This is a genomic window from Nitritalea halalkaliphila LW7 (genome assembly GCF_000265075.1).
Taxonomy (GTDB): Bacteria; Bacteroidota; Bacteroidia; order Cytophagales; family Cyclobacteriaceae; genus Nitritalea; species Nitritalea halalkaliphila.
Genome location: NZ_AJYA01000039.1, coordinates 1 through 22,772, shown reverse-complemented (window position 1 = coordinate 22,772; position 22,772 = coordinate 1). Strand labels below are relative to the sequence as shown.

23 protein-coding genes and 4 pseudogenes are annotated in these 22,772 nt (G+C 49.3%); 9 read left to right on the top strand and 18 right to left on the bottom strand.

What is annotated here, in order from left to right:
- Window position 1: 1 nt before the first annotated feature.
- The 11 genes and pseudogenes from A3SI_RS12300 to A3SI_RS20925 all read right to left on the bottom strand — a co-directional run bounded on the left by A3SI_RS12300 (window position 2) and on the right by A3SI_RS20925 (window position 8,377).
- On the bottom strand, window positions 2-241 hold the full coding sequence (locus A3SI_RS12300) for a 4a-hydroxytetrahydrobiopterin dehydratase (protein ID WP_009056331.1): 240 nt from the start codon (window positions 239-241) through the stop codon (window positions 2-4).
- 12 nt (window positions 242-253) lie between these two features.
- On the bottom strand, window positions 254-520 hold the full coding sequence (locus tag A3SI_RS12295; protein ID WP_009056330.1) for a DUF493 family protein: 267 nt from the start codon (window positions 518-520) through the stop codon (window positions 254-256).
- 106 nt (window positions 521-626) lie between these two features.
- The gene (locus A3SI_RS12290) at window positions 627-2,735 is read right to left on the bottom strand and encodes a peptidylprolyl isomerase (protein ID WP_009056329.1); all 2,109 of its coding nucleotides are present in this window, start codon (window positions 2,733-2,735) and stop codon (window positions 627-629) included.
- Window positions 2,736-2,815: 80 nt separating this feature from the next.
- A pseudogene (locus tag A3SI_RS12285) lies at window positions 2,816-4,107 on the bottom strand (hemolysin family protein).
- 2 nt (window positions 4,108-4,109) lie between these two features.
- A complete protein-coding gene (locus A3SI_RS12280) occupies window positions 4,110-4,337 on the bottom strand; it encodes a hypothetical protein (RefSeq protein WP_009056326.1) in 228 nt (75 codons plus the stop codon).
- Between the two features lie 21 nt (window positions 4,338-4,358).
- On the bottom strand, window positions 4,359-4,832 hold the full coding sequence (lptC, locus tag A3SI_RS12275; RefSeq protein WP_009056324.1) for an LPS export ABC transporter periplasmic protein LptC: 474 nt from the start codon (window positions 4,830-4,832) through the stop codon (window positions 4,359-4,361).
- A 234-nt stretch (window positions 4,833-5,066) separates the two neighbouring features.
- A complete protein-coding gene (locus tag A3SI_RS12270; protein ID WP_040670858.1) occupies window positions 5,067-6,365 on the bottom strand; it encodes a tetratricopeptide repeat protein in 1,299 nt (432 codons plus the stop codon).
- A gap of 18 nt (window positions 6,366-6,383) precedes the next feature.
- On the bottom strand, window positions 6,384-6,722 hold the full coding sequence (locus tag A3SI_RS18985) for a hypothetical protein (protein WP_009056321.1): 339 nt from the start codon (window positions 6,720-6,722) through the stop codon (window positions 6,384-6,386).
- Between the two features lie 134 nt (window positions 6,723-6,856).
- Window positions 6,857-7,600 (bottom strand): hypothetical protein, encoded by a 744-nt coding sequence (locus tag A3SI_RS18980; RefSeq protein WP_009056320.1) that lies wholly within the window; start codon window positions 7,598-7,600, stop codon window positions 6,857-6,859.
- A 59-nt stretch (window positions 7,601-7,659) separates the two neighbouring features.
- Window positions 7,660-8,070 (bottom strand): type III pantothenate kinase, encoded by a 411-nt coding sequence (locus A3SI_RS20930; RefSeq protein WP_009056319.1) that lies wholly within the window; start codon window positions 8,068-8,070, stop codon window positions 7,660-7,662.
- A 64-nt stretch (window positions 8,071-8,134) separates the two neighbouring features.
- Entirely contained in the window at window positions 8,135-8,377 is a 243-nt protein-coding gene (locus A3SI_RS20925; RefSeq protein ID WP_009056318.1) for an acetate and sugar kinases/Hsc70/actin family protein, read from the bottom strand.
- Window positions 8,378-8,481: 104 nt separating this feature from the next.
- On the opposite strand from A3SI_RS20925, the gene A3SI_RS21705 reads away from it, so the two are divergent.
- From A3SI_RS21705 to A3SI_RS21695, 3 genes are read left to right on the top strand one after another with little or no spacing between them, the layout of a single operon-like run.
- Window positions 8,482-8,961, top strand: a complete 480-nt coding sequence (locus A3SI_RS21705; RefSeq protein WP_262491786.1) for an anhydro-N-acetylmuramic acid kinase — start codon at window positions 8,482-8,484, stop codon at window positions 8,959-8,961.
- Window positions 8,934-9,431: an anhydro-N-acetylmuramic acid kinase gene (locus tag A3SI_RS21700; protein WP_316929193.1), complete on the top strand. Its 498-nt coding sequence runs from the start codon at window positions 8,934-8,936 to the stop codon at window positions 9,429-9,431. Before A3SI_RS21705 ends, A3SI_RS21700 begins: the two co-directional genes overlap by 28 nt.
- A complete protein-coding gene (locus A3SI_RS21695; protein WP_262491785.1) occupies window positions 9,361-9,567 on the top strand; it encodes a hypothetical protein in 207 nt (68 codons plus the stop codon). Before A3SI_RS21700 ends, A3SI_RS21695 begins: the two co-directional genes overlap by 71 nt.
- Window positions 9,568-9,699: 132 nt before the next feature.
- Here A3SI_RS21695 and A3SI_RS12250 read toward each other — a convergent pair.
- Window positions 9,700-10,925, bottom strand: a pseudogene (locus A3SI_RS12250) (Glu/Leu/Phe/Val dehydrogenase dimerization domain-containing protein).
- A gap of 406 nt (window positions 10,926-11,331) precedes the next feature.
- On the opposite strand from A3SI_RS12250, the pseudogene A3SI_RS12240 reads away from it, so the two are divergent.
- Window positions 11,332-12,773, top strand: a pseudogene (locus tag A3SI_RS12240) (sodium:proton antiporter).
- Between the two features lie 69 nt (window positions 12,774-12,842).
- Here the strand turns inward: A3SI_RS12240 and A3SI_RS12235 are convergent.
- The 3 genes and pseudogenes from A3SI_RS12235 to gpmI all read right to left on the bottom strand — a co-directional run bounded on the left by A3SI_RS12235 (window position 12,843) and on the right by gpmI (window position 15,177).
- Window positions 12,843-13,055, bottom strand: coding sequence for a hypothetical protein (locus A3SI_RS12235; protein ID WP_009056306.1), 213 nt, complete (start codon window positions 13,053-13,055; stop codon window positions 12,843-12,845).
- 3 nt (window positions 13,056-13,058) lie between these two features.
- Entirely contained in the window at window positions 13,059-13,652 is a 594-nt protein-coding gene (locus A3SI_RS12230; protein ID WP_009056305.1) for a hypothetical protein, read from the bottom strand.
- A pseudogene (gene gpmI, locus A3SI_RS12225) lies at window positions 13,649-15,177 on the bottom strand (2,3-bisphosphoglycerate-independent phosphoglycerate mutase). The gene A3SI_RS12230 and the pseudogene gpmI overlap by 4 nt, the downstream one beginning before the upstream one ends.
- Window positions 15,178-15,432: 255 nt before the next feature.
- On the opposite strand from gpmI, the gene A3SI_RS12220 reads away from it, so the two are divergent.
- Window positions 15,433-15,825 carry a DUF4783 domain-containing protein gene (locus tag A3SI_RS12220; RefSeq protein WP_162098453.1) on the top strand — a complete coding sequence of 131 codons (393 nt, stop codon included), beginning with the start codon at window positions 15,433-15,435 and terminating at the stop codon, window positions 15,823-15,825.
- A 90-nt stretch (window positions 15,826-15,915) separates the two neighbouring features.
- Window positions 15,916-16,776 (top strand): carboxylating nicotinate-nucleotide diphosphorylase, encoded by an 861-nt coding sequence (gene nadC, locus A3SI_RS12215; RefSeq protein WP_009056303.1) that lies wholly within the window; start codon window positions 15,916-15,918, stop codon window positions 16,774-16,776.
- 172 nt (window positions 16,777-16,948) lie between these two features.
- On the opposite strand, the gene A3SI_RS12210 is transcribed toward nadC, so the two are convergent.
- Window positions 16,949-18,178, bottom strand: a complete 1,230-nt coding sequence (locus tag A3SI_RS12210; RefSeq protein ID WP_009056302.1) for an ammonium transporter — start codon at window positions 18,176-18,178, stop codon at window positions 16,949-16,951.
- A gap of 111 nt (window positions 18,179-18,289) precedes the next feature.
- Window positions 18,290-18,628, bottom strand: coding sequence for a P-II family nitrogen regulator (locus tag A3SI_RS12205; RefSeq protein ID WP_009056301.1), 339 nt, complete (start codon window positions 18,626-18,628; stop codon window positions 18,290-18,292).
- 359 nt (window positions 18,629-18,987) lie between these two features.
- Between A3SI_RS12205 and A3SI_RS12200 the strand changes: the two genes are divergently transcribed.
- Together A3SI_RS12200 and A3SI_RS12195 are read left to right on the top strand one after the other, a co-directional pair.
- Window positions 18,988-19,887, top strand: coding sequence for a sugar phosphate nucleotidyltransferase (locus tag A3SI_RS12200; protein ID WP_009056300.1), 900 nt, complete (start codon window positions 18,988-18,990; stop codon window positions 19,885-19,887).
- Window positions 19,888-19,911: 24 nt separating this feature from the next.
- On the top strand, window positions 19,912-20,325 hold the full coding sequence (locus tag A3SI_RS12195; protein ID WP_009056299.1) for a DoxX family protein: 414 nt from the start codon (window positions 19,912-19,914) through the stop codon (window positions 20,323-20,325).
- Window positions 20,326-20,372: 47 nt separating this feature from the next.
- Here A3SI_RS12195 and recF read toward each other — a convergent pair whose 3' ends face one another.
- Window positions 20,373-21,509, bottom strand: coding sequence for a DNA replication/repair protein RecF (gene recF / locus A3SI_RS12190; RefSeq protein ID WP_009056297.1), 1,137 nt, complete (start codon window positions 21,507-21,509; stop codon window positions 20,373-20,375).
- A gap of 173 nt (window positions 21,510-21,682) precedes the next feature.
- Here recF and pdhA point away from each other — a divergent pair, with 173 nt between their 5' ends.
- Window positions 21,683-22,702, top strand: a complete 1,020-nt coding sequence (gene pdhA, locus A3SI_RS12185; protein WP_009056296.1) for a pyruvate dehydrogenase (acetyl-transferring) E1 component subunit alpha — start codon at window positions 21,683-21,685, stop codon at window positions 22,700-22,702.
- Window positions 22,703-22,772 lie beyond the last annotated feature (70 nt).

Sequence of the window (22,772 nt, the reverse complement as noted above, 5' to 3'; positions counted from 1 at the left end):
CTTACTTCGCTTCCAAAACAGCATCTATGGCCTTTGCCAGCTGATGGTCCTTCTCCGTAATAGTGTTACCCGCGTCGTGCGTCGTCAGCTGAATTTCGACTGTATTGTACACATTGCTCCAGTTCGGGTGATGTCCCTGCGCCTCAGCTAGAAAAGCTACGCGCGTCATAAAAGCGAAAGCCTCCTGAAAGTCTCCGAAGGTAAATGTTTTACACAGTTTTTGATCTACTTCTTTCCACATAGTCTTTTTATTTTATAAGGCGATAAGTCCCTCGACAGTAGCTGCCTTTCGGTACACCTCCAGGATGCGTTCGCTATTCGGCACCATAAGCTGAAAGGAAACACTGGTGTAATTTCCTTTAGAGCTGTCCTTAAACACGAGCTGACGATTCGGGAAAAGTGCCTTAAGCTCCGCTAAACTCTTCTTAGGAACAATAAATTTAAAGGGATATAGGGTCGGAAAGCTGGTCTGTGCCTCTAACCGCTCCTTAAAAGCCGCTTCATTAAACTTCTCTTTCATTAGAATAGTAACTTGTACGTGTCCATTTGGTTCGCAGATAACCATTCACCTAAAAAAAGGAAACCCGTGAAATCACTTCCACGGGCCCTCTTGTCTCATTTGTGATTTAGAAGAACTTATAACGGAAGTCTTTTACATCCGCTAGCTCCTCTAAAGCCATCATAATCATATACGCTGTTCGCTGCGAAGAACTGGCTGCCAGCTGACGCTGATAGTTGGTGTAGTCTGCGATTTCACCGGCATCTACACGACTATTAACGCGCGCTATGATCACACCATTCTCTTCTAAAATAGGAGCCCCGATTTTTCCTTCAGCCATACCGAAGATGGCACCTATCGCCTTCGGCGCAAAGCCCACTCCTGGAAGCACATTAGAGCTCAAACGTAGATCCGCCACATTTTCTCTAGAAGCGAACTCATCGAACTTTTCTTTCATCGCATCAAAAGACTCTAAGCCAGCGAGCTGCTCTTTAATTTTCTCCCCTTTCTTCTCGTTACGAAGTTGTGCTAGAATCTCATTACGAACGTTAGCTAAGGAAGCATATCCCTCATCTGTACGCGATACAAGTAAGGCCACCACATACGTATCATCCAGCTCGAAAACAGGCGACACCTTGCCTTCTGAGGCATCATTAAATGCCCAGCGGATCACCTCACGCGCGTTTTGCAGATTGTTTAGATTTCGCGAGAAAGGAGCTAAGCCATTCGCCTGTAATCTTCTATACCCTTCTTGTTCAACTAAAGCCTCGAAGGATTTTTTATCATTTGCCGTAGCAGCGAAAAGATCTGCATTTCTGAAAGCCTCATTACGTGTAGCATCAGAAGGCCCTAATTCACGCTCCAAAACCGCTATTTTATGGGTCTCGGATTTTGGCATCTCTGTCACGCTGATAATATGGAAGCCATACTCTGTTTCCACGACATCATTCAAGAGTCCCGTGTTGCGTGCTGCAAAAACCGCATTCGCAAACTCATCTACGAAATCTTCTTTTGCGAACCAACCAAGATCACCACCACGCTGAGAGGTCCCGTCCTCGCCGTACTGCGCTGCTGCCGCAGCAAACTCCAAGCCGTCTTTGATTTCTGCTAAAATTCCTCTTGCACGCTCACGTACGACCTCTTTTTCGCTATCGTCTAAACCTTGCGTACCGAAAAGAATGTGACGTGCGCGCATGCGCGGTGTTCCGTCGAACTTATCTGTAATCTTATACGAAACGAAAGTAGAGCGAGAGGAAAGGAAAGGCCCGTACGTTTCGCCTGCTTCGATTTCATCTACATTTAAACGAAGTGTTTCCGGTAGGTTATCTCCAGGAAGAACGGTCAAGAAAGGTCTTCTCATGTCAGAGTTACGCAGCACAAAAACTGAATCTTGTGTGGTTCCTTTGAGTTCTTCCGTTAAGCGTAAGATTTCATCACGAACAGCTGCAGAATCTTCAGCACTCGGACGCATGTCAAAGCGTACATACTCCAAGTCAGCTGCTTTATCGACACGGAACTTTTCTTTATTGGCATCATAGTAACGCTTGATTTCAGCGTCAGTTACTTCCACTGTAGCATCCTCTAGGGCGTAGAAAGGAATAAACACCAAGTCTACATCCGCCACAGAGTTCGAAGCGATATGCTCCATGCGCCCCTCTTTCGAATTAGCAAATTCTGAGGTAGCAAGTAAATTATCGTACTTTAAGCGTAGCCTGGCATTTGCGAAAGTCTGCTCTTGCTGCGCCCAAAAGGCACGCTGCTCTGGTCCGGCTCCGTCTAAAGATTGAAGAAAGGCAATCAGCTGGCTACGGTCGAATTCTCCCGTTTCGGGATTCGTAAGCGACTGACGCAGTTCTGGGATGATATTTCTACCCTGAACCATGTCCACAAGCTCAGCATCAGAAACCATCATACCTAGGGCGTCGTATTGCTTTTGAAACACACGCTCCACGATAAGGGCCTGCCAGGCCTGCTCACGGATGCTAAACATCTCTGCATCCGAGGGGCTTCTTCCCGTATTATTTTGGAAGACAAACTTCGCCTCTTCTATCGCGGCCATGTATTCTTCATAGGTGATCGATTCACCAGCGATTTCACCTACCTTGTTAGAAGTACCTCCTAATAGAGTAGAGTTCGGACTTAAAATATCTCCCCCTACGAGGAAAAAAATTAACCCTACTGCGATAACTCCAATCGCTAGACCTGTTTTCTGTCTGATTTTCTTTATTAATGCCATTCTTCTAATTTTTGAAGTGCCGCAAAATAATTACATCTCAATGGAAATTCAAAATTAAATGTCCATCAATACAGTAAGTATTAAGAATTTAACGGCTCATGAATTTTTACGCGTATGGTTTCTATCCGATGGTCCTGCTTGGCTACCACTGTAAAGGTAAATGGGCCGAAAGTCACGGATTCTCCCTTTTGTGGATATTCTCGGTCAAAGATAGTATAAATCCTGATAAGGTCTCAAACTCTCCATAGGGGAGTTGCCAATTATACTTTTCATTTAAGTAATCTACCTCATGCCGGGCACTTAGTAGATATTCTGTATCGGATACTTTTTGCTCGGTGAGCTCTTCCGTATCGTACTCATCCTGAATCTCACCGAAGATTTCTTCGATGATATCCTCCATGCTTACGATCCCCGAGGTGCCCCCAAACTCATCCACCACTAAGGCCATACTTTTTCGCTCCCGAATAAACTGTATAAGTAGCTCATTCGCTAAAGCGGACTCCGGGACGATAATAATCGGGGTAAGAATTTCCTGAATAGTCTTCGGATGTTTAAAAAGCTCCAGCTGATGACAGTAACCGATTACATCATCGATGGATTCCTTGTAAACGATTATTTTCGAGTGCCCGCTCGACGCAAAGGCCTCCTGCAACTCCTGGATACTATCATCCACCTCCACAGCCACGATATCTGTACGCGGAACCATACATTCCCGGATGCGAATGGTCTTAAACTCTACTGCCTTATCTAAAATTTTAGCATCCACCTCCATGCCCCTTTCGGTTAACTCTCCCTTCGCTAAGCTCAACTTATCCTGAATAAACGCATTCAAGTCAGTCACTTTAAAGACGGGCTTGTCTTCGCTATAAGGCAAGCGTAACACCTGGGTGATAAAAAAACGACTCAGGCCTACCACGATCCATACGACAGGATACATCAAATAAAAGACGAAAAGAAATGGAATGACCAGCGCATTTAAAAGGCCATTCGGATTCAGCATGAAAATACTCTTGGGAATGAACTCAGCCGTAATCAGGACGACGATAGTAGCCACCACGGTCTGTGTGACCAGTAGGGTGGCTTGATTCTCCATGCTGTTCGGTAGCAGCTCTAAAAATAGCGGTTCTAATAGGTTCGCCATAAAAATCCCGTAAAGAACCAGGGCTATGGTATTCCCGATCAGCGTGGTTCCCAGAAACTGCCCCGGCTGCTGTAAAAAAGAAGAAAGAATCTTTCCCGTCAGTGCCCCCTGTTTATTTTCTACCTCTATCTGCAACTTGTTCGCGGAGATAAAGGCCATTTCCAAGCCTGAGAAAAAGGCCGAAAAAAATAGGGTAGCGAGTACAGGAAAAATAAATGTCGTGCTTATCATAGTTAACGCCTCGGCTTTTTCTTCGGTTTAGACCTTGCCTGATTTTGATTTTCGGCAGACTTTTCAGCTTCTTCGCGCTTTTTCCTACGGAACTGATACCAGAAAAGCATGGCCGCCACCAACATAAAGTAAGGATAACTTACCATAATACCCGCCACCAATGTCTGATGTGCAGCGATGATAAAACAAGCTGCTGTTAAGGAAAGTAATATCGTATCTGCTGTCTTCACGTCAAATTAAAGCTTTTAGGCTTAGGAATCCTCCGGAAGAATCGTCCTTCCATCAGAAATTTTATAAATCGTGTACTCAGAAAAATCGTCTTTCGCATCCATTCCAGTACCTTGTAAAAAGGTTTCTCCTTCACGAATCGTAACGAATTTTTCTGTAAAGATTTTTTTCGCCGTAGGGTCCCAAAATAACTCCTCTGTATTTAGGCGCTGCTCCTTTTCTATGTTTTCCACCTGCACATCCCCCACACCTCGGTACAGGTTGGCATTCCGATCGTAGTAGCCGACATCCGCACGAATGGTGCTAGTCATTTTTCCATTTTCATCATAAAAACGAATGAAAATACCTTCCGGAAACTCTCTGTTACCATCCTCAAAGTCCAGCTGCTTTCTTGCCTCCATCCGAATACGAACGATGGCGGAATCGGAATGGACTAAATCCACATCATAAACTGTAGAAATAGGCCCTAAATAAGGCTGAAGCAGAGAAGTGTCCATGCTTTCCCTACAGCCGATCAGTATCCAAACGGAAACCAGTAGGCATAAAACTATTCTCAACCTATCCATAGCGCAAAGATAACACAAATTTACAAGCAGGTTAACACCCTAATTCACACTGCAGCTATACGTACGCACAGCCAACCTAACAATTCTGCCCCAACAAAAAGAAAGGGACGACTTCAAAAGCCGTCCCAAACCCTTTATATCCAACGTATAAATCCGATAAGATAATTAGTCGCGCGTGGCTAAGGTTACTGTTTCACCGATCCAGCACCCTACACTCATGCTGTCACCAACTGCCAAACTTTCCGTGAAAAGCTCTTCCTTAGATGGGAAGCGTGACTTCGCATCTGCCATCCCTTTGCTGTTACCTGCTTTTTGGAAAGCGTTATAAGCTGCGATGTATACCGCCATGTCTTTCGCACGGCTCACACCACCTTTACAGTCGTTAAAGGAAGTCATGTATAAGTTGCCCACTAAATCCCAGGCATCTTTTGCTTTCTCTGCATCTAATTTAGCAGCTTCCAAAGCCGCGGCTCTTGAGGCACTTTTACGACCGTTTTGCGCATGAATACGTGCCAAGTCCATCTGAACAGAAGCCCTCTGAACGTCTGTTTCTGCCAAAGTAAGTGCTTTTTCTAATACAGGCTGTGCTTTATCATACTCTCTATTCTGCATATAACGCATCGCGCGCACTTGAGAGGTAGAGAAAGTAGGGTCATTAGAGTCGATTAATTCTAAAGCCGCTAAGAACGCATTCGTATTCATACACTTATACTGGTACGCATACTTGAAGATCTGCTGTGCGAGCACTTCGTTAGCAGGATCTGCGGTAAAGCGTGGGCCTAAGGTATTCTCGATGAAGTCGCAGTCAATTAAGTTCATGGAAACCAATAGCTGTTCCATCTGTGATTTCTGCGTAGAAACGTCTTTGCCGTCACCTTCCGCTTCCTTCAGGATAGCATCGATTTTATCATAGACTTCTAAGATCTCAGCATCTTCGAAGGCCTTATTAAACACATAATGCCTTCTTACCAGATCAAAGTAAGCCACTGTGTAAGGGTAATTTAACGTACCATTCACTTCGAAAACGCGATCGAAAACTCCGAGCGCATCGCCGAGCATGGCCTTATCATCCTTATAAAACTGATACGCATAGAAGGCCTTCGTTTCTACCCACTTATTCTCATTTTGGTACACCTCGTTTCTGAGGTTGTAGACTGTCATGACAGAATCCTGATACTCACGCTTTTTCGCGGCATCTGTAGCTTGGTCAGCAGCACCTTTATAGACATTCACACCATTAATGTAAATAGACTCATTTAAATTAGGCACATTAACCAATAACCAGTGCAGCGGTTTCGTCGCTTCTACGAACTGCTCTGACTTCATGTAGTCCACATAAGCGGCATTATACTCGCGCGCTTTGGCCTCCATTTGTTCATCCTCAGGCCAGTTAAAGACCTGCGCTTGTGCTGCTCCCGCTATAGCGAAGGCCATCAAACCAATACATGCAGATTTTAAATTCATGATAGTAATTAGTATAGTTTAATCAAATTCTCGTTTAAAGAACCAAGTGTTGTCGTTTAAGCTAAATCCTAAACTCACATTCACATAATTCTCTCGGATAAGACCACCGTCTGTTGTTCCCCTCATCCCCAATTTCACGGCTACATTGGCGAGAGACAAACTGTTCAGCGGAATGGATCCGCCAAAATTTATGCCAATATCATTTATTTGGGTTTGATTCACAACAAAAGGCGTTTGTTGAAATTCCAGACCTGCTCTATAGGTGATTCTTTTGAATAAATTACCGAAAGCAAAATAGTCTGGAACATACTGACCGCCTAGTCCGATGTGAATCGTTTCTCCCAGTCCCGCATTCAAACCATCGAATCCTGTGGCCTGGGAAAAGTCCTGATACTGTGCTTCAAGGCCTAATACAAATTTATTAATTTTTTCATAACTTACACCAAATCCTATGCGTGGAGGCAGGAAAAAGGATGTATTTTCATTATCGATTAGAATATTTCCACCTGAATTAGGATCACGAGCTTCGCCAAAATCTGCGATCTGAGCAACTGATTTCCACCTATATCCCCAAACGCTTGATAAATGGCTCCTAAGTGAATGAAATTACGTTCTCCCATGCGGAAAAAATAATGCGCCCCGAGCTTATACGAAAAATGTGCTGCCGAAAAGCGATTGAATAACTCCGAACGTGTTCCCGTCTGATTCCCCTCTGCGTCTAATAAACTGATCCTGTTAAGGGTTGTCACCGAGCCGAATAAAAAAGAGCCCTGAACACCTAAACTGAAATTCTTAAACAACTCCTGACCCAATGACAAGTAAGCCTCCGAGATCCCCCCGCCACCAGTAGTTTCAGAACGGGATAAAAGATCGCTATTCACCACAGGTCGCTCCGCCTGCAAGGAAAAGTTAGACCCTGTAATCGGATTTAGGCCAAGCCCTACTGTGGTTTTTCCAGATTTTATAGGCAGTGACATCGCCAAGTAAGAAAGCCCTCCACCATCTAACTGCTCCGTCTGCTCCGTGGTGGTGGCCTGCACATTTCGGTAATTTAAGGCGGACTGAAAGTTGAAAACCGTATTCTTGGTCGATAACGCTGGATTTACATTGTTAATCGCCCAGCCGGAGCCATAGCTGATCCCTAGCCCCCCCATCGCCTGATTATGCGTTAGGCCACTGAAGTTAAACTCCCCTAAGCCTAAAGCACTGTAGGTACTGACGCCCGTTTGCGCCATGGCGCCACCTGCTATAAAAAAAGGCTGCCAGCGCAGCCACTACACTCCTTTTATATCTGCTATACATGATACTTCAATATGCGATTCAGCCCGTACAGAACTAAATTCGGAACTACAAATATGTGGTCTTTTACTAATCTTTCAAAGTAATGCGCATCTCCTCCTGAAATAATCACCCGTAAACCCGGATATTCAGCCTTCAGGCGCTCATAATAGCCAAGTAATTCGAACTCAATCCCATAATACAAACTACTGCGCATACAAGAAATGGTGTCATTCCCAATTAAAGGCACCGGATCGAATCGGGCGATCGCCACTTCAGGCAGCCGTGCCGTAAAGGCATGCATCGCCCGCCCGCGCATCCGAAAGCCTGGAGCGATCACCCCTCCAGGAAATACATCCTCAGCCGTCAAGATATCATAGGTCACGCAGCTTCCCATGTCCGCCACCAGCAGAGGCCCCTCAGGCACCCAGCACGCGCACCCACTAAAGCCGCCTTTCGGTCCACCCCTAAAGTCTCCGGGGTAGCATAAGCTACCTGTATGGGCACAGGGTTTCAGGGCCTAAAATTCGCACATCGGAGCCAAAAACAGCTTGGATTTCCGCCACATCATACTTGACCGAACTCACCAGCGCCTCCTGATAGGAAAAACCTTGCGCCCAGCGCAAAACCTCCCGCAAGTCTTCCGAAATGAAGACCTCCTGAAGGCTATCCTCCTGAAAGAGCGCAGCTTTCACCCATGTATTACCACTATCGACGACTAGAAAATTCCTCACTTGTACGCTTTTAAATGCTAAATTAACCAAATACCTTTGGTCTACAGGCAAGAGGAGAAAGATTTAACAGAGAAGGCGCCATTTTAACAAGAATTAACCCGATCATGAAAACATTTACCACCCTAGGACTCATGTCAGGCACCTCCGGAGACGGACTGGACCTGGCCTGCTGCACCTTTAAAAAAGAAGAAGGCCAAAACTGGTCCTACCGCATACTCGCCTCCAAAACGCTCCCTTTCCCTAAAAAATTAGGCGAAAAACTTCCCCAGGCGCATACCCTCGAAGCTGAAGCACTCTTCCTCCTCGATCGCGAACTGGGAGCTTGGATGGGGGAGGCCGTGGCGGCATTCTGTGCCGAAAACAAACTGAAACCCAGCCTTATCGCCTCCCATGGACATACCGTATTTCATCGTCCTGACGCGGGCATTAGCATCCAAATCGGCAATCCCTGGGCCCTGTACGCTGCCTCAGGAATCCCCGTCTATGCGGACTTTCGAACTTTAGACGTGCAGCTCGGCGGACAGGGAGCTCCCCTCGTTCCTATCGGCGACGCCTCCTGTTCGGCTCCTTCCATGCCTGCCTGAACCTCGGTGGTATCGCGAATATCAGCTTTACCGAAGGAGGACAGCGACGCGCCTTCGACTGCAGCCCCTTTAACCTCATGCTGAATCATTTTGCGAATGAAAGGGGGCAGCCCTACGATGCCGGTGGTGAGGGAGCTGCCAGCGGACAGGTGGACGAAGAGGCCCTCGCCCGACTCCGAACCCTGCCTTATTACCAGCGCACAGGTGCCAAATCACTCGGAAGAGAGGATATGCCCACCTTTTTCGAGGCCCTCGGAACAGGTATCGCCCCGGAAAATGCCCTCGCCACCCTCGTCCGGCACTTTGCAGAGGTCATCGCCGCTAGCATTCCCCCGCGCGGATGCCGAACAGCACGCCCAAATCCTGGTCACCGGAGGTGGTGCCTACAACAGCTTCTTCATGCTGCAGCTCGCCAAAGCACTTCGCAGCAAGCACCTTTCCATTTTTCCGGCCCCGGCCCAGTTGATTGAATTTAAAGAGGCCCTCATCTTCGCCTTCATGGCCGCCCTGAAAGCAAGCGGCGCCGTAAATACCCTCCACGCCGTCACCGGGGCCAGCCGAGACAGCTTAGGAGGTGCCTTCTTCGGAGAGCGCAGCATGGACTAAACTGTCCGCGACGAGCCCTTTGCCTGAAGGGCAAAAAACACCAAAAGGCAGACTCCCCCTCAGGAATCTGCCTTTTTCATTTCAGGTCTGAGCCAGCATTTAGCTCCTCCTATTTTTTACAGGTGAGCCCACTTACACCAGCTGCGCCAGCGCCAAAGAAAAACTACGCTGAGCGATTCCCGTCTTAGCGGCGTTATCCGCATAGGTTTTCCGAAGCGCCCGCGCGATCGTCTCGCTGACATCCTGAAAAATCGCCTCATCCGTCACCTGGGCACCCTCGCTCATCAGATACGCGAACACACGCGCCATGCCACAGTTAGCGATAAAATCTGGAATTACAGCCACGCGCTCATCCGCCAGGACCCCGATCGGGCCAAAGAAAATTTCAGGATCCGCAAAAGGCACATTCGCCCACCAAGAGATGACCTCTAAGCCAGCCGAAGCCATGCGCTCCACCTGATCCGCCGTTACCAAACGAGAGGCAGCCGCAGGGATAAAAATTTCTGCCGGCACATCCCAGATCTTCGCATTCACTTCCTCAAAAGACAACATATCCTCTGCGACCAGGGTATTTCCCTTCCGGTCGATAAAAAGCTGCCGAATTTCGTCCAAGCTGAAGCCTTCCTCTCGAATCAGCCCGCCTGCACGGTCGATGATCCCCACGACCTTCACCCCTTCCACGGCTAGGAAGCAAGCCGCTGCTGCGCCCACATTTCCCCAGCCTTGAATGATGGCTTTTTTGCCCGCCAGGCGCCACCGTAAATGCCATAAAAATGCCGCACGGCTTCGGCTACACCGTATCCCGTGATCATATCGGCTACAGTGTATTTTTTCGGTCCGTTCGGGGTGAATTTTGGATCCTCCAGCACCTTAGAAACCCCCTGTCGGAGCTGCCCGATTTTACGGATTTTTTCAGGTTCGGTCGCATTAAAATGGCCATTTACCACCCCCTCCTGGGGATGCCAAAGCCCATAGGACTCCGTAATCGGGATAACTTCATGGATTTCATCTACATTCAGGTCGCCACCCGTGCCATAATAGTTTTTTAATAGTGGCATCACCGCCTTGTACCATCGCTCCAGCACGCCCGCCTTACGTGGATCCGCCGGATCAAAGTTGATGCCCGACTTCGCCCCTCCGATGGCAGGGCCAGAGACAGTAAATTTCACCTCCATGGTCTTGGCTAGAGACTCCACTTCGCGCTTGTCGAGGCCTTTGCGCATGCGCGTCCCGCCACCCGCCGCGCCACCGCGGAGCGAGTTAATCACCACCCAGCCGCAGGCCTCCGTCTCGCTATCATGCCATTCGAATACCACCTCGGGCGCTTGATTCTCAAATTTTTTCAGTAGCTCTTTCATGTTATATAGGGTTTATCGCGCACAAAAATAGCTAAATTTAACTGCGTTTCGGCGCCTCAGCTGTTTAAACCGTAAATTTCAACACATGTTGCAGCGACCAATCAGCAAATAAAAAAGCCGACACCGTAAATTCTTGCGTAAGTCCGGGAAAAATTAGGCTGCATTGCAAAAATATCTGTAGTTTAATGCCCGATTTGCATGCCGCCCACAGGGATGGGAGGCATTTAGCCAACACCCTTATAGCTGAAACACCCGAATGAAACAGTCTCCTTTACTAGGTTTATTTTTCCTCTTGACACTGATTTTCCTGCCCCTAAGCGGGCACCCTTTCGCCGAAAATACCCGCGATGCAGCTCCTTATGCCACCGTGGTAGTAGATGAGATACTTTCAGAAGAAACGAAAGCACTGGCCGAGGAGCTCAGTGACGGCACTGAAGCGGACAACGCGCAGTTAGCAGCTACGGAGGGAGGCCTTCACGCCTTAGATCCTGCCGAAGAAGAGCACGGGGAACATGCCACAGCACCCATTTGGCTGGTTATTCCCTTTGTGACCTTGCTGCTGATGATCGCCACCGGTCCTCTTTTTTATGAACATTTTTGGCACCACCACTACCCGAAAGTAGCTATGGGCCTGGCCGCCGTGGTGATCAGCTACTACCTTTTCGTGCTGCATAATGCACATGAGCCGTCCATGCCTTGGCGGAATATGTCCAGTTTATCGCCCTGCTGGCCTCCCTGTACATCGCCTCCGGGGGCATCCTCATCCAGATCGACAAGGAGGCCACCCCACTGGCGAACGTCAGCCTCCTGCTCATCGGCGCACTCATCTCGAACGTCATCGGCACCACCGGGGCCAGTATGCTGCTTATCCGACCCTTTATTCGTTTAAACAAAGACACTATTCAGGCTTACCACATCATTTTCTTTATTTTCATGGTCAGTAACATCGGCGGAGCCCTCACCCCGATCGGCGACCCGCCCCTGTTTTTGGGCTTCCTGAAAGGCGTGCCCTTCTTCTGGACCCTCAGCCATAACTGGCCCGCATGGATTTTTGCCCTCAGCCTGCTCGCAGTAGCCTTTTACGTTATCGATCGGAAATTTGGTGGCGCTGCAGAGCAGCAAAAGCCCCTTTCCACTCCCTCTGCCAGTAGCTTCCAGCTGATCGGAGGTAAAAATTTTCTTTGGCTTCTGATCGTCATCGTCGCCGTATTTCTTGACCCGAATGTATTGCCATGGGTGCCGGGAATCCACTATGACGGACAGACCTTCTCTTTTCTGCGGGAATTGATCATGCTTAGCGTCGCTTATTTGTCCTATCGTCTGGCGGATAAGCGGGCCCTGAAGGGCAATGAGTTTAACTTCGAGCCTATACGGGAAGTGGCCTTTATCTTTATCGGGATTTTCGGCACCATGATGCCGGCTCTGGAACTGGTTGGGAATTTTGCCAAGTCCCCCGAAGGTGCCGCCCTCATCACACCGAACAGCCTCTTCTGGGGCACAGGCATTCTTTCGGGCTTTTTGGATAATGCCCCCACCTACCTGAATTTTCTGGCCGCGGCCATGGCTTCACAGGGGGCGAGTATCGGCACACTCGAGATGGTGCGGGAATTTGCCCTGGACGGCTACGAAAACTCTGCCTTCGAGCTGATGGCCATATCCATAGCGGCGGTGTTTTTCGGCGCCATGACCTACATCGGAAATGGGCCGAACTTTATGGTGAAGTCCATCGCTGAACAAAGCGGCATTAAGATGCCTTCTTTCTTTGGGTACATCTTGCGCTTTTCTCTCCCGCTGCTGCTTCCTGTGCTCTTCTTGGTATGGCTGGTGTTTTTCGCCTTTGCAGGGTAAAAAAATAGGCAATATGCGTTTTTAATGAGCCGCTATGCGCGGCTCTCAATTTAAGCGATCGGGCGTGTTCTAACTTAGAGCTGTTTTTTTGATCGCTTTCGTTTGCTTTCGTTTGCTTTCGTTTTGAGGAAAAATCGTGTTCGTTTGCTTTCGTTTGGCTTCGTTTACTTTCTTTTTGATGTTCGTTTGCTTTCGTTTGCTTTCTTTTTCCCCAAAATCACTAAAACAAGCTTTTCGGCCTGCCCCCTCATCCCAAAATAGGAAAGTAGGGCTCAGGCCCATAGCTCAAGGGTCCAAGCGTGGCAGCACGGCATCCGCCTTTGGCAAAACATGCCCCGTCACCTGCAGCACTGTCGGCGCTCGGAATAAAATTTTCTGCTCAGCAGAAATCCGAAACTGATCTAAATGCTGACGCGCAGCATGCATGATCAAGCGCCCTGAAACCGACGTCTGATAGAAAAAATTATCTGTTTCCGCAGAAAACGACACCTCCTTCACCTCATTCTGCAGGTAGCGCACCTCGATCCACTTGACTCGCCCCTTTTCTCCTGGACGCAGCTCATGCCGAAGCACATTATCCTTACGGCTCGTTTCGTAAGCCGCCGCCAAAGAAGAGGTATTGATATCGGCATCTAAGAAAACCTCGAAAAGTTCTAACCAGCCCCCAGCATCCAAGGTATCTTCCAGAATTTCCTCATGACTCCCGACACGCACCTGTTTGCGCACTTGGAAGCCATCCAAATTCTCCGCCTGGACCTCAGTCCAAGTTTTAATCGGAAAATAGGCAGCCTCTTCCTGATTCTCGCTCCCTCCTGAGCCACAAGCGCCCAAAAGGAGCAGCAGTGCCAAGAAAAGGCTGCTATACGTGCACTTTCTCATAGTGCCTCCACCAGGTTAACGCCCGTCATCTCATCCGGCTTCTCTATGCCCATGAGCGCTAAAATCGTAGGCGCTAAATCCCCTAACTTGCCATCACGGATGGGTAGACGATCTGCTGCATCCACCAGAATACACGGCACCAGATTAGTCGTATGCGCCGTGTTCGGACTGCCATCCGGATTCACCATCACATCACTATTGCCATGATCGGCGATCACGATGGTGGTATAGCCTTTGGCCAAAGCCGTCTTAATGACTTTTTCTGCGCAGGTATCCACTGCTTCACAGGCTTTTACAGCCGCATCGAAAACACCCGTGTGGCCGACCATATCCGGATTAGCAAAATTCAAACAGACAAAATCCACCTCTCCTCGCTGCAGCTCTACATTGATTTTGCTCGCGATTTCAAAGGCACTCATCTCCGGCTTTAAATCATAGGTAGGCACTTTCGGAGAGGGACAGAGAATCCGCTGCTCACCCGCAAACTCCACTTCCTGGCCGCCAGAAAAGAAAAATGTTACATGGGGATATTTTTCCGTCTCTGCGATGCGAATCTGCTTTTTGCCCGCACGGGCAAGCACCTCACCGAGCGTATTCGTCAAGTTGTCCTTTTCGAACAGGACGCGAACGTCGGAGAACGTATGGTCATAAGTTGTAAATGTGATGTAGTGCAGGGGAAGCTTTTTCATCGCAAAATCAGGAAAATCCTTTTGCGTCAGCGCCTGCGTGATCTCCCGACCCCGATCTGTGCGGAAGTTAAAGCAGATCACCACATCATCTGCTGCGATCGTAGCCAGCGGCTGCTTCTCACTGTTCACGGCGATAATCGGCCGCACGAACTCATCTGTAACCCCATTAGCATACGACTTTTCCAGGGCGGCGATCAGGTCATAGGCCCTTTCACCCTCTCCATGCACCATGCATCGTAAGCCAGTTTCACACGCTCCCAGCGGTTATCGCGATCCATCGCATAATAGCGCCCGATAATGCTGGCCAGCTTACCCGTGCTGCCCTCCATGTGCGCCATCAAGTCCTGCAGATAGCCTACCCCGCCCTTCGGATCTGTATCGCGACCATCCGTGAAAGCATGGACGTACACCTCCTCTAAGGCATGAGCCGCCGCCGCATCGCAGAGCCCCTTCACATGGTCCACATGCGCATGCACACCACCGTCGGACACTAATCCGATAAAATGCACCCGCTTCCCCTGCGCCTTCGCATACTGAAAGGCTTCCTGAAGCACGGGATGTTCCTTCAGCTCCCCATTCTGGACAGCCAGATTAATTTTGACGAGATCCTGATACACGATCCGGCCCGCACCGATATTCATGTGGCCCACCTCGGAGTTGCCCATTTGCCCTTCGGGCAAACCGACCTGAAGGCCAGAAGCCTCCAGCTTACTATGTGGATAGTCCGCGAAAAGGCTATCGATAAAAGGCGTTTTCGCTTTCGCGATGGCCGATACGGAAGGGTCTGTGCCCAGCCCCCAGCCGTCTAAGATCATGAGTAAGACCTTCTTGTCCATTATATACTTGGCTTAAATTTGCAGATGAAATAGAAGAGCGAGAAATTTTCGCCAGCGCTAAATTACACATTTGTAAAAAAATCAGCCCTAAACTTTCCTTTTTTTTCAAGAATCCCCCTGAAAACCAAGAGCCACCACCTTCGCTAACGCCTGCAGGTAGATAAAAAGCGTCTCCAAACGAACACGCAGGCGGGAAGGTTGCAAAAAAAAGAATCAACATTTATTTTTGGCGCACACTTTGTGTAAGTGATGGAAATGAAAGTACTCAGTTATATCGGCATCCTCTTATTACTCACCTTCATCGGGGTGGAGCGTCCGGCAGCGCGCATGGACGAAGCTTTTCTGGTGGATGCCATTATGAGCGGAGATGCACGCAGTCTGAGTCGCATGATCAGCTCCAGCGCGGAGATTAAGTTGAGCGGCATGCAGGCGGAATACTCCCCTGTCCAAGCCGAATACGTATTAAAAGATTTTTTTAAACGCTTCCCTCCGAAGGATTTTTCCATCTCCCATAGCAGCCGCCAGCAGCAGGTACAGACCTATGTGGGGGAACTAAGTACCTCATCACTACGCTTTCAGGTCATCATTAAGCTCAACCAGCAGCGGGAGGAAACCACCCTCTTTTATCTGGCCATCGTAGAACGTTAGGCCAGGGCTTACACCTGTAGGCGGCGCTTTTACGGTGCCCGCGTAACGGGCACTTTACGGCTTTCCCATAGAATTGCTTACCTTTACGGCGTGAAAAATTTACCTTATCTCAGTGACGAAAAACTGGATCAGTTTATTCGTGCTGTCCTCGCAGAAGATATCGGACCGGGAGATCATTCGACCTTAGCCAGCATTCCTGCTGAGCGTGAAGGCAGTGCCCGCCTACTCATAAAAGATTCGGGCATCATAGCCGGCCTGGAATTAGCGAAAAAGATTTTTCAAACCTATGAGCCACGTTTACAGGTAGACCTGCTGCTCGCCGATGGTAGCGAGGTGCAGCAGGGCGACATAGGTCTCCTCGTCCAGGGGCCCGCCGCAGCGATATTAAGCACCGAACGTGTGGTGCTCAACTGCCTGCAGCGCATGAGTGGCATCGCTACGAAGACACATTACTTTAATAGTCTGATCGCTCACACGAAAGCGAGGGTCATGGACACCCGAAAAACGACTCCTGGCTTTCGAATGCTGGAAAAATGGGCTGTTATCCTAGGCGGTGGCCTGAATCATCGCTATGCACTTTATGATATGGTGATGCTGAAGGACAACCACATCGACTTTGCCGGAGGTATAGAAGCCGCCATACGGGCCACTCAGGCCTACCTAAAAGCCGAAAACTTACAGCTAAAAATAGAAGTGGAAACCAGAACCCTTGGAGACGTAGAGGAAGTGCTGCGCGTCGGTGGAATCGACTTAATTATGCTGGATAACATGGACTATCCGACCATGCGAAGGGCTGTAGCCCTAATCGATGGTCGCTTTCCAGTGGAGGCATCTGGCGGTGTTACAGAAAAAACGCTGCGCGATGTGGCCGAGTGTGGAGTGGACTATATCTCTATCGGAGCGCTTACCCATCATGTGAAAAGCATGGATATCTCGCTGAAAGCCTGCTAAAGGTAAAAACGCTGGGTCTTATCAGGCTTCTGAAGGCTCTTTTATGGACTTTACCTCAAGCTGGTACAGTATCCCTGAAAGGATAAGACAGGATCAGTTTGAGCAACATAAAAATAGGGGGAAAGCGGCAGCGCCTTCCCCCACTTAAAAAAATAAATCCTTTTCACTTTACTTACCCCTGTTTAGCGAAATCTGGGTAAGCATGCATGCCGTGCTCATTGATATCCAAGCCCTCGATTTCCTCGGCTGCGGGTACACGGATACCGATGGTGCGCTTCAAGCTAAAGAAGATTAACCAGCTGGTACCGAAGCAGAATGCTGCGGTGGCACCGATACCAATCAGCTGACTGAGCACTTGCGCCCCGCCTGCCAGGTCACCAAATAATCCGACGGCCAAGGTTCCCCAAATACCCCCCACCAAGTGGACCGCGATGGCTCCTACGGGATCGTCTATTTTTAATTTGTCGAAGAAGACGACACCAAGTACTACTAAGATGCCGCCAACAAATCCGATGATGGCCGCCTCTCCGGGGCCCATTAAATCTGCGCCCGCGGTAATGCCGACTAGCCCAGCGAGAATACCATTTAGCACCATCGTGATGTCATAGGTTTTAAACTTCAGATAAGAGGCCAGCAAAGCTCCGAATGCGCCAGCTGCGCCGGCTATGGCTGTGGTCACGAAAACCAGTGACACTTCCCCTGGATCTGCGGAAAGCACCGAACCGCCATTAAAGCCAAACCATCCGAACCAAAGTAAGAAGACTCCGATCGTGGCCATGGGTATGCTATGCCCGGGAATCGCTTTCATGCCTTTCTCTGTGTATTTCCCGATACGTGGCCCTAAAAGATATGCCCCCACTAAGGCACCCCATCCACCCACGGAGTGAACGATGGTGGAGCCAGCAAAATCATAAAAAGGAGTCTCTAGCGTATCTAAAAAGCCTCCGCCCCATTTCCACATCCCTACGATGGGATAACAGATTCCCACATAGAGGATGGAAAAAGTCAAAAATGGCCCCAACTTAATTCGCTCCGCCACCGCTCCCGACACGATCGTCGCCGCGGTAGCTGCGAACATGGCCTGGAATATAAAGTCCGTGTAGAAGGTGAAGTCAGCATACTCGCTGGTATTCCAGCCTTCCGGTAGGCTCAGCCCAATCCCACCGAGGCCGATAAACATTCCCGCGAAAGCATCGCCTGGATACATGAGATTAAAGCCGATGAAGGCATAGGTCAGGAGCCCGATCGCTGGGATAAGCGTGTTTTTAAAGAGAATATTAACGGTGTTCTTAGACCGTGTTAGCCCTGCTTCGAGACTCGCGAAGCCCAGGTGCATGATGAATACCAAAATTGTGGCAACCAAAATCCACAAATTGTTAATGGTAAAGATTTCTTGATTCATAGGTTGTATAGGTTTAAAATGCTTTAAATCGTGTACTATTTTTTTGCGCCTCAGGCGCAAAGGGAAAGGCCTTTACGGACATCCCCCACTTGGATACGGGTGCTGAGTCTTTTACAGTGCGTCCTCGCCCTGCTCCTTATTTCGGATTCTGTAGGCTTCTAATACATCATACACGAAAATTTTCCCATCGCCCACTTCACCGGTGGCCCCCTCATTCAGGATACAGTCGATCACTGGCTGCACGAGTGCGTCCACGGTCACGATTTCGAGCTTCGTGCGGGGAATAAACGCCGGCTCATAGGCCACGCCACGATAGGTCTGCGGACGGGCCTGCTCTAAGCCCATGCCCTTCACTTCATAAAAGGTGAGGAACTTCACGCCTAAGCCTGCGACACAACTGTAGATGGCCTCAAATTTCGAAGTCCTAATAATTGCTTCAATTTTTTTCATTTTACATAATAAATTAGTGGTTTCATTGCAAATATGCAGCTAATGTACGCGAAATTCTCGAAAATGAAAAGTCAGGCTTATTTTTTTAAGCACTTTTCTGAATTTTTTTTGCAAAAATCGCTTGAGCACCCACTTTTAAACCCCTAAAAATAACTCCTAAGCATCTTTATAGGGAAAACAACCTCTTAAACACCCCCTGATTCAGAAAAAACACCCTTTTTCTTAGACTGAACATCTGGAGAAGGCGCCTGCATGTAGATGAGGGGCGCCTCAGCAAGTAACGGAACCGACTACAGAAAAAAATTTTCGGTATCCATGAAAAGCCTTACCTTTGGGTTTTGATGTAACTACACAAACAGATGAAACCAACACTTTTAGTACTGGCTGCAGGTATGGGAAGCCGTTATGGCGGAAATAAGCAGATCGATGGCTTCGGCCCGAACGGTGAAACTATTTTAGAATACTCTATTTTTGATGCCATCCAAGCCGGTTTCGGTAAAGTAGTCTTTATCGTCCGCGAAGAAATTTTAGATTTAGTAAAAGAGAAGTTTCTTCCCAAGCTGGAGGGAAAAATCGAAGTGGACTTTGTGCTGCAAGCACTCGAAAGCCACGTCCCTGCCGCCTTCCAGAACCCAGAGCGCAAGAAGCCGTACGGCACGGCACATGCTATGTTGTGCGCGCAGGAGGCCGTTCAGACCCCTTTTGCGGTTATTAATGCGGATGATTTCTATGGCAAGGAAGCTTTTCAGGTGCTCGGCCGCTTCCTGAGCGAGGAGGTGCGTCCGGACCTGCATGCCATGGTGGGTTTCGCGATCCAAAACGTGCTTTCCGAAAATGGTACCGTCAGCCGCGGGATCTGTGAGACGAACGAGAAAGGGCAGCTCATCGGCATGACCGAGCGCACGGCCATCGCACTGGACGGCGACCGCATTCTCCACAAAGACGGCGAAGAAGTAATCGAAATTCAGCCCGACACGCCCGTATCCATGAACTGCTGGGGCTTTCACCATAGCGTATTTCAGGACACTGCCCGCATGTGGGAGGCCTTTTTACCGGCTAATAAAGAAAATATCAAGTCCGAATTTTACATTCCGACTGTGGCGAATACCCTGATCGAAGAGGAGAAGGCCGCCTTCGAGATTTTGCCTGGCGGCAAAACCTGGTTTGGCGTCACCTACACTGCGGATAAGCCCGTGGTGATCGCGGCCCTAAAAGCCCTTCATGAGGCGGGGGAATACCCCGATGGACTTTGGTCTTAACTTCCTAAAACCACCCGAATCACAATGAAAAAAATCCTATTCAGTAGCAAGCCATTCTTCAGCGGCATCGCCCTGAGCCTGCTGCGCATCGGGTCCGCATTGATGATGCTGACCCACGGCTGGGCGAAAATCGCGAACTTCACCACGAACTTAGAGCGCTTTCCAGACCCGATCGGCCTAGGACCCGCAGTATCGCTGCAGCTCGCTATTTTCGCTGAGTTCTTCTGTGCGATACTCCTACTCTTAGGGTTTATGAGCCGCATCGCACTGATTCCACTCATCATCACGATGGTGGTTGCTGCCTTCGTGGTGCATGGAGCGGACCCTTTTCCGCAGCAGGAAAAATCGCTCTTGTTTCTATTGATTTTTGTGATTCAGTTTCTGGCAGGGCCTGGGACGCTATCCCTAGATAAGCAACTCCTTCCACGCAGAAGATAGCGGTGCTGATGGTCTCCAGCTAAAAGAGGCCAGATGCATCTAAACGCCTACTCCGAGGGAGGAACCTGTCCGATGTCCTCAGCGGCCAAGACCCTTCCTTTTTCCACAGGAAATACGCGAATGCTCGTCTGTAAGGAGGCGAGCATTTTTTTTGAGCGCTCTGGGCGGGCATCGGTGAGGAAAAGCTGGCCAAATTCATTTTGCGCCACGAGGCGCAAAAGAAACTGAATCCGCTTATCATCCAGCTTATCGAAAATGTCATCCAGCAGCAAAATCGGCGGAAAACCCACGCGTGCCTTCAGGGCCAGAAACTGCGCTAACTTCAAGGCAATGGCGGCCGATTTCACCTGCCCCTGCGATCCGAACTTGCGAATCGGATGGCCGTCCAGATACAAGTGGAAATTATCCTTATGGACACCCACTGTACTGCGCTTGGCCAGATAATCCTGATAGGCCGCTTCGCGAAACATCTTCTCGAACTGCTCAGGGTCGCGGGCTTGGCTTTCATACTGCAGCTGCAGATGCTCCTGCCCGGCCGTGATGGCCTGATACTGCGCCTGCAGGAGAGGTTCGAAATCCATTAGGAATTGTTGGCGCTGTTCGGCGATCCAGATCGCCTCCGGTATGAGCTGGCTATCGTAAGGAGCCAGGAAGTCTGCTTGAAAACGGCCCTTCGCCTGCATGGTTTTCAGCAGTGCGTTCCGCTGCTTGAGCAGGTGCTGGTAGCGACTCAGCCGTTTCAAATAGACGGGGTCCAGCTGACAGAGTGTGTTATCGAAAAACTTGCGCCGGTTTTCTTCCGGCCCCTTCACCATGTCCGCATCATCGGGAGCGATCAGGACCACAGGCAGGGCGCCCACATGTTCCCCGAGGCGTTCGAGCAGCCGCCCATCTTGGTAAAACAGCTTTCGCTTACCCTGCTCTTGGATGCATTTTAAGAGGGAAAAGGCCGTGTTTCCTTCCACTTCCGCTTGCAGCGTAAAAAATTGGGATTGATGGGCGATGCTTTGAGAATCGGTGAAGCCAAAGCCGCTTTTCGTCAGGCAGAGATAGTGAATGGCATCGAGTAAATTCGTCTTCCCACTCCCATTAGGCCCTACAAAACAGTTGATTCCCGCCACGAACTCCAGGTCGCTACGTTCATAATTTTTAAAGAAGTGCAGGTGTAACTGAGCGAGGTGCATGGCGGGTGTGGGAGCGGAAATATCCGAATTCCGGTACTTCCGATACGATTTTCATTCTAAATCCTTATATTGCAGCGTAATTAGCGGAAGCGCTTTCCCTTCCTATTTTCAGGAGCGAAATAAGGCCCTTTCGCAGCCGGAATAAGTATCAAAGATAGATAAGATTTAATCATATGGCAAAAAAGAGCACGACAGCAAAGTCAAAAACGAAATACTCGAAAGAGACCTATGCCTACTGGTACGAGAGCATGCTCCTGATGAGGAGATTTGAGGAGAAGGCGGGTCAGCTCTACGGACAGCAGAAAATTCGTGGCTTCTGTCATTTATACATTGGGCAGGAAGCTTGCGCCTCTGGCGCCATCACTGCCTTAACTCCGGACGACAAGTGGATCACCGCTTACCGGGACCATGCGCACCCACTGGGCTTAGGCACTGACCCGGGAGCTGTCATGGCGGAACTTTACGGAAAGGCTACAGGCACCACGAAAGGTAAAGGAGGCTCCATGCACATTTTCGATAAGGAAAAAAACTTTATGGGCGGCCATGGAATCGTAGGGGCTCAGGTGCCGATGGGCTTGGGAATCGGCTTCGCTGAGAAGTATCAAGGTACGAAAAACCTATGTATCTGTTACATGGGGGATGGTGCCGTGCGTCAGGGTGCTGTACATGAAGCGTTTAACCTGGCGATGTTATATAAGGTGCCCGTTATCTTCGTTATCGAGAACAATGGCTATGCCATGGGAACTTCGGTGAAGCGCTCCTCGAATGTGGAGGAACTGTACACCATCGGTGAAGCTTACGACATGCCTTCATTCGCCGTGGACGGCATGAATGTAGAGGCCGTGCACGAGGCAGTGGCAGAAGCTGCAGAGCGTGCGCGCGCTGGCGAAGGCCCGACCCTTCTGGAGTTTAGAACCTACCGCTATAAAGGGCATTCTATGTCCGACCCGCAGAAATACCGTACCCGCGAGGAGGTAGAAGAGTACAAGCAGCGTGACCCGATCGAGCAGGTGAAAGCCACTATCTTAGAAAATGGCCTGATGACCGAAGAGGAGATTAAGGAAATCGATAAGCGCGTAAAGAAACAAGTAGAGGATGCTGTGAAGTTCGCTGAGGAGTCTCCGTGGCCAGATGGGCAGGACGCCTTTAAAGATGTGTACCAGCAGGAAGACTATCCTTTCGTAATGGAATAGCTCCGGCCAAGGAAAGCCGGTGGATGAAAACTACCGCTTTTTATTGCTACAGGCTAGGATAATGTAGAGA

Excerpts from the sequence above, each read along its gene's own strand:
- A3SI_RS12205 (WP_009056301.1), bottom strand. The coding sequence starts at position 18,628 with ATGAAAAAAATTGAAGCAATTATTAGGACTTCGAAATTTGAGGCCATC.
- A3SI_RS12195 (WP_009056299.1), top strand. The coding sequence starts at position 19,912 with ATGAAAAAAATCCTATTCAGTAGCAAGCCATTCTTCAGCGGCATCGCC.
- A3SI_RS12230 (WP_009056305.1), bottom strand. The coding sequence starts at position 13,652 with ATGAGAAAGTGCACGTATAGCAGCCTTTTCTTGGCACTGCTGCTCCTT.
- A3SI_RS12200 (WP_009056300.1), top strand. The coding sequence starts at position 18,988 with ATGAAACCAACACTTTTAGTACTGGCTGCAGGTATGGGAAGCCGTTAT.
- recF (WP_009056297.1), bottom strand. The coding sequence starts at position 21,509 with ATGCACCTCGCTCAGTTACACCTGCACTTCTTTAAAAATTATGAACGT.
- A3SI_RS21695 (WP_262491785.1), top strand. The coding sequence starts at position 9,361 with ATGCTGCAGCTCGCCAAAGCACTTCGCAGCAAGCACCTTTCCATTTTT.
- pdhA (WP_009056296.1), top strand. The coding sequence starts at position 21,683 with ATGGCAAAAAAGAGCACGACAGCAAAGTCAAAAACGAAATACTCGAAA.
- A3SI_RS12210 (WP_009056302.1), bottom strand. The coding sequence starts at position 18,178 with ATGAATCAAGAAATCTTTACCATTAACAATTTGTGGATTTTGGTTGCC.
- A3SI_RS12270 (WP_040670858.1), bottom strand. The coding sequence starts at position 6,365 with ATGAATTTAAAATCTGCATGTATTGGTTTGATGGCCTTCGCTATAGCG.
- A3SI_RS12295 (WP_009056330.1), bottom strand. The coding sequence starts at position 520 with ATGAAAGAGAAGTTTAATGAAGCGGCTTTTAAGGAGCGGTTAGAGGCA.
- lptC (WP_009056324.1), bottom strand. The coding sequence starts at position 4,832 with ATGGACACTTCTCTGCTTCAGCCTTATTTAGGGCCTATTTCTACAGTT.
- A3SI_RS12290 (WP_009056329.1), bottom strand. The coding sequence starts at position 2,735 with ATGGCATTAATAAAGAAAATCAGACAGAAAACAGGTCTAGCGATTGGA.
- A3SI_RS12220 (WP_162098453.1), top strand. The coding sequence starts at position 15,433 with ATGAAAGTACTCAGTTATATCGGCATCCTCTTATTACTCACCTTCATC.
- A3SI_RS18980 (WP_009056320.1), bottom strand. The coding sequence starts at position 7,600 with ATGGCGCAAACGGGCGTCAGTACCTACAGTGCTTTAGGCTTAGGGGAG.
- A3SI_RS12235 (WP_009056306.1), bottom strand. The coding sequence starts at position 13,055 with ATGGGCCTGAGCCCTACTTTCCTATTTTGGGATGAGGGGGCAGGCCGA.
- A3SI_RS21705 (WP_262491786.1), top strand. The coding sequence starts at position 8,482 with ATGAAAACATTTACCACCCTAGGACTCATGTCAGGCACCTCCGGAGAC.
- A3SI_RS12300 (WP_009056331.1), bottom strand. The coding sequence starts at position 241 with ATGTGGAAAGAAGTAGATCAAAAACTGTGTAAAACATTTACCTTCGGA.